Source organism: Novosphingobium sp. ERN07 (genome assembly GCF_012641335.1).
Taxonomy (GTDB): domain Bacteria; phylum Pseudomonadota; class Alphaproteobacteria; order Sphingomonadales; family Sphingomonadaceae; genus Novosphingobium.
Genome location: NZ_JABAID010000052.1, coordinates 1 through 4151, shown reverse-complemented (window position 1 = coordinate 4151; position 4151 = coordinate 1). Strand labels below are relative to the sequence as shown.

Sequence of the window (4151 nt, the reverse complement as noted above, 5' to 3'; positions counted from 1 at the left end):
GGCTCGGACGAACCGTTACCAAGCTGTCCGATGACCTCGAAGACAACCATTGGCGAACGGGAAAAAGGAAGAGCAATGCGGAAATCAATTAGACAACATTCCTGCCGATCCATGGCGCGACTGGCAACGTCCGTTGCCGACGACACCAGCCATTCGCACATCCGCTTGAACCCCTTGCCCTCAACCCGGCCTTGGGGATTTAGCGGAAGGCTGCATCAGACCGCAAATTGCGCATCATTCGCCGGGCAGAAATTCGGCACCCAAAACCCCTCGACAAAATTTATATCTCTCAGAGCTATGTCCACAGAATCGGCGCGCTTAAGATCAAAGCCGAAGAATGCGTTGCGCGCGGTGGTTGTTACATTAAATATCAGAGATATGGTTGGAGCCAAAACAGATACTCATGCTTTTCCCCCACGCGCCGATGTGTGGTGGATATGGCTTGCGTTCATCAAGCACGCAAACGGTACGGCGTCCCACCTTTATGGCTGCGCCAGCAAGACCAGGAAGCCGGTCAGATTCCCATCATCCAGGCCGATCCCGCTTCCTTCTTCAGCGCAATTGGAAATTGTCCAGTACACGGTCACCGAGGCCCAAGCGCTCCCAGTTCTGGCTCTGCTCGATCACGGCCAAATCGACCTGTCTTCGCTCAAAAACGATGCTCCGAAAGCCAAGGTCCTCGCAAAGCGCGCGATCATGGCTAACGCGCTGGGCAACAACGCGACGCGCATGTGGTCTTATATCGGAGCCACTGCTGCGGTCGATGTGCTGCCCGAGTTGAACGATATTCCAGCACTTCTGGAAGCGCTGAACAGTGAACTCGGCCTGGATTTTCGTGACCAGTTTGCAAACCATATCGGTGGATTCGACATTTTCGACCGCCCGCCCTGGCGGGAGGAAGAGGATCCCTTCACCGTCACCATTTTCAACGCAAACGCGCATGAGCCCGATCATACCATTCTCATTGGCCGCCGAGACGGGCACAAGTCTCCGCTGCGGTTTCATCTCATTGCAACGAACGCAAACAGCGATGTCATCGTCAATCGCCTGATCACAATGGATGCGGGTGTCGCCGAACACAGAATGACGACCCCGGAGCCCGTTTATGGCTGCAAGGCGTCGTTTTTCGGCGTCGATGGCGAGACACTGTATGAGTATGACCAGACGTTCATTCGAACCGTGAACTTCGGCTTGAACGCGGTGGTAAAGACCGTTCAGATCGACGACGGGCTGACGCAGCGGGCAAGAGGCAAGGGCGCAGATAAAGCGCGCAATGCGTCCCATGCCCCGCGTCTGGCGCGCACGACATCAACGGTTACGGCTGATCCGGCACCGGTCGCCGAACGGCGCTTCTCGATATTGAACCATATGGCGGCCGCGTTTGCCGACAACAGCAAGGACCGCTGGTTTTCCCGGACTTTCGATAGCGAGCTGGGCGTCATCGCCTACTTCAACGAGCTCCTCGGTGACCCTGCCGTTGAGGCGGCGACTTTTGTCGATCCGTTTGTCAATGACGGCACGATCGGCCGTCTCCTCCGCCTGGACCGCATAGGATTGCCGCTGACCGTACTTATGAGCTGGGGCAAAACCGATCCGGACACGGGTCTCGAGCAAACCGAGGAGATGACGCAGGCAAACCTTGAGGTCCTCGAAAATGTGCTGGAGCGGGCCGGGCCTCTTGTTGGGCCAAGGCTGTCCTTACGAAATATCGTCATGGAGAATGGCAAGCAGGCGTTCCATGATCGATACCTGATGACTCAGTCGAAGGCAGGGACAAGCGAGATCTATCTGCTCTCCAATAGCCTGAACGCCATGGCAAAGAACTGGCCCTTTTGTCTCAGCCTGTTGTCAGGGCGAGCGAGCAGCGACGCCGCGAAATATATTCAGGAGCTGCTAGATGGTAAGGATGCCACCCGCGAGAAGCCGTTCAGGACGACATTTGCATGGCCTGACAGGGATGCTGCCACGCCTTGAACAGGCACCGGGCTCACATGCCGCGATCGAGTGGCTGTTGAGCGCCGCAGGTCCGAACAGGTGGCGGCGACAGCGGGCCATCAAGCGTCTCATTACCATGGATGTGGATGGGACATGGAGGGTGAACGATCGCGCCCTTGAGCGCATGGTCAAAGCGGGGATCAAGTATTCGACCCGCGTGCCCGAAAATCTCGGTGCTGTCCTTTGCGGTTTGGGCGAACTGGCTGCCAAATGCGAGTATGGCGCCATCCGTAGCGAATACGATATCGACCCCTATATCCGCCGTTGGCTCTCGAGGCATCGGCGCAAGATACGATGGCCGTTAGCGCTCAGCCAGGCTACCAGTCTAAAGACAAGGCGCCTCGAGCTGAGGGGTTTCCGCGATCGACAGCGTGAAGCCGAGAGCATCGGGACCGTCGATCATATGCTGTCTCACAAGTCGCTCACGCCGGGTCTGTGGAACGCGACTCTTGCGGTCAATCATGGCCGGACAGTCATGCCGTCAATGCGCGAAGGCTTGCGGTTTACCGCGCGAATGGCGCTTTGTGTGGCTCCGTCCGCGCTCATGCGCTGGGCGAGAAAGGATGCCGACAAGACCGCGCAGTGGGCGGTGATCGACATGCTCGAGAATCTCGTCGTCTGGTCGGGCCGCAACGCCATGCGGAACGCAACCTCTCTGCTTGAGACCAAGGATCCGCTCGGCATCATGCTTGCGGCTCGGGTACTGATCAATCCGCCGCTCCGCGGCCCAGTCCCTGCCCTTGGCGATATTTGGCGCCTTCTGCTCCGGGCAGGAATCCCGGAGGAGGACGCATGCTGGCTTTGCTCCCCGGCAATAAGCACCGGAAGCGATCGGCTTCGCCAGGCATCAATGGAGGTGGAACATCTGGAAAAGCAGCGGGTTGGATTTGGCGCGCAGTATCCCGCCAAGCCGCCGCTCAATTCAGAGATCGACCGCCTCGAGACTGAGCTCGAGAAAGCCAGAGCCTACAAAGCCAAAATTGCAGACGTCGACGTAGCAAACCGCCGGACTTTTGCCGCCATATTGAAGCACGCGGCTATCTCACTCGACACATGGGAGCTGATTGTCCGGGAGCTACCGAGCTCCCATGCCGAACGGCAGGAATTGGCCATTGCTATCGGAGCGGGTGAGGCGCGCCGCCGCCTGCTAGACCGCAATGTCGATGATCTCCTGAATGCAATCGGCGCGAAAGAGGAGCAGCCTGCATTCCTCGATTATTTCGCGCTTAAAAAAAGCCGCTTTTTCGAACTTTCCGACGGCGCCGCGCAAGCATTGATGATCCTGGCCGCTGACAACGACAAGAACATCGGTAAATGGGCCTCGCAAGGAATTGCCAAACTTGCGACTGCGGCTGGATATGAGCTGGCGGAACCCTTCATCCGCAGCCGCCACCACACGCGCTGGCAATCGGCTCTCGGACGGTTTGCCTGCGCAGTCGCCTTTGCGTTCGCGGTAGCTGATGCCCTGCCGGTCGAACGTCACCCCGAAATCCGGGTGCTAACCAGGCACGCGCTTGGCCATGCGCGCAATATCCTGAAGCAAGTACCAGAGCCATTCGACGCGACGGAATGGTGGTTTGAGCATCTTAGCCTCTGCATGATTCGGTGGACAGACATCCAGGGCACAACCGGTGAAATGGAAGCAATCGCCCTCGATGAAAGCCAACCCTTTCTGGCTAGATCGCTTGCGCTATGGTCGGGGACCGAACTCGCACGCAAACACACAGAGCTGGCACTAGAATGCTTTGAGAAGGCACACGCCCGCTCGCCGGGGGAGATGGCAATGCCGGACAACGCCATGCGGGCCGTCAGAGCTCTGGATCTAGCTGTCGGTTGCTGCGGCGCCGATGAGGTAGCGGAACGCCTCATTCCCGTTTGGGATAAAATTTTTTCAAGCTGGCGCAGCGCGTTGAGTGCCGACTGGTCGACGCTTTGTAACTTTCTTATTCTCGCCGTTCGTGGTGTCGAGCCCTGCCGCACCCGCCTTCTGGGTGACGGGCGATTTCGTCAGTCCCAGTGTCGCTCGACGATTGAAGACGGTGAGAGGGCTATTTAGCGGTAACCGATGTTCTCAGGCCACGGCGATCCAAGGCATGAGTTCGCCGACGCTGTTGGCGGGATGACCGTTGGCGAGCTTGGTGAGCGTGTCGGTCATC

At 58.2% G+C, this 4151-nt stretch carries 2 protein-coding genes; both read left to right on the top strand.

The window, feature by feature from the left end:
- Positions 1-111: 111 nt before the first annotated feature.
- A complete protein-coding gene (locus HGI47_RS22000) occupies positions 112-1974 on the top strand; it encodes a VPA1262 family N-terminal domain-containing protein (protein ID WP_168854889.1) in 1863 nt (620 codons plus the stop codon).
- A 121-nt stretch (positions 1975-2095) separates the two neighbouring features.
- Positions 2096-4051, top strand: a complete 1956-nt coding sequence (locus HGI47_RS21995) for a hypothetical protein (RefSeq protein WP_168854888.1) — start codon at positions 2096-2098, stop codon at positions 4049-4051.
- Positions 4052-4151: the final 100 nt, after the last annotated feature.